Below are 252 nucleotides of genomic sequence, written 5' to 3' on the forward strand. Positions count from 1 at the left end.
GTGCCTCAGTGGGCTACGGCGCGTTCTCTGTGGCTTATATCAGCCGCCATCATGCCGAATACGAGTTCTCCAATGCTCTGGCGCGCGGGTTTTATTATCAGGCCAACGACGTGGCACTGGATCAGGTGTACGAAGTGGAAGCCGATGTACATGCCCGCCACTATCAGGGCGAAGGCCTGAACCTGTCCTGGGTATTTGCTGCGGCAGATAACCGGCGTTGGTCCATTACCCCATCGGTGACCTGGTTACGCT

General features: G+C 57.1%; 1 protein-coding gene. It reads left to right on the plus strand.

All coding sequences use genetic code 11. The features are described from left to right. Nucleotides 1–252 (plus strand): hypothetical protein (locus Q4563_RS21240; RefSeq protein WP_303605936.1); only part of this gene is annotated, 252 nt, incomplete at both ends.

The organism is Gilvimarinus sp. 1_MG-2023, assembly GCF_030548285.1.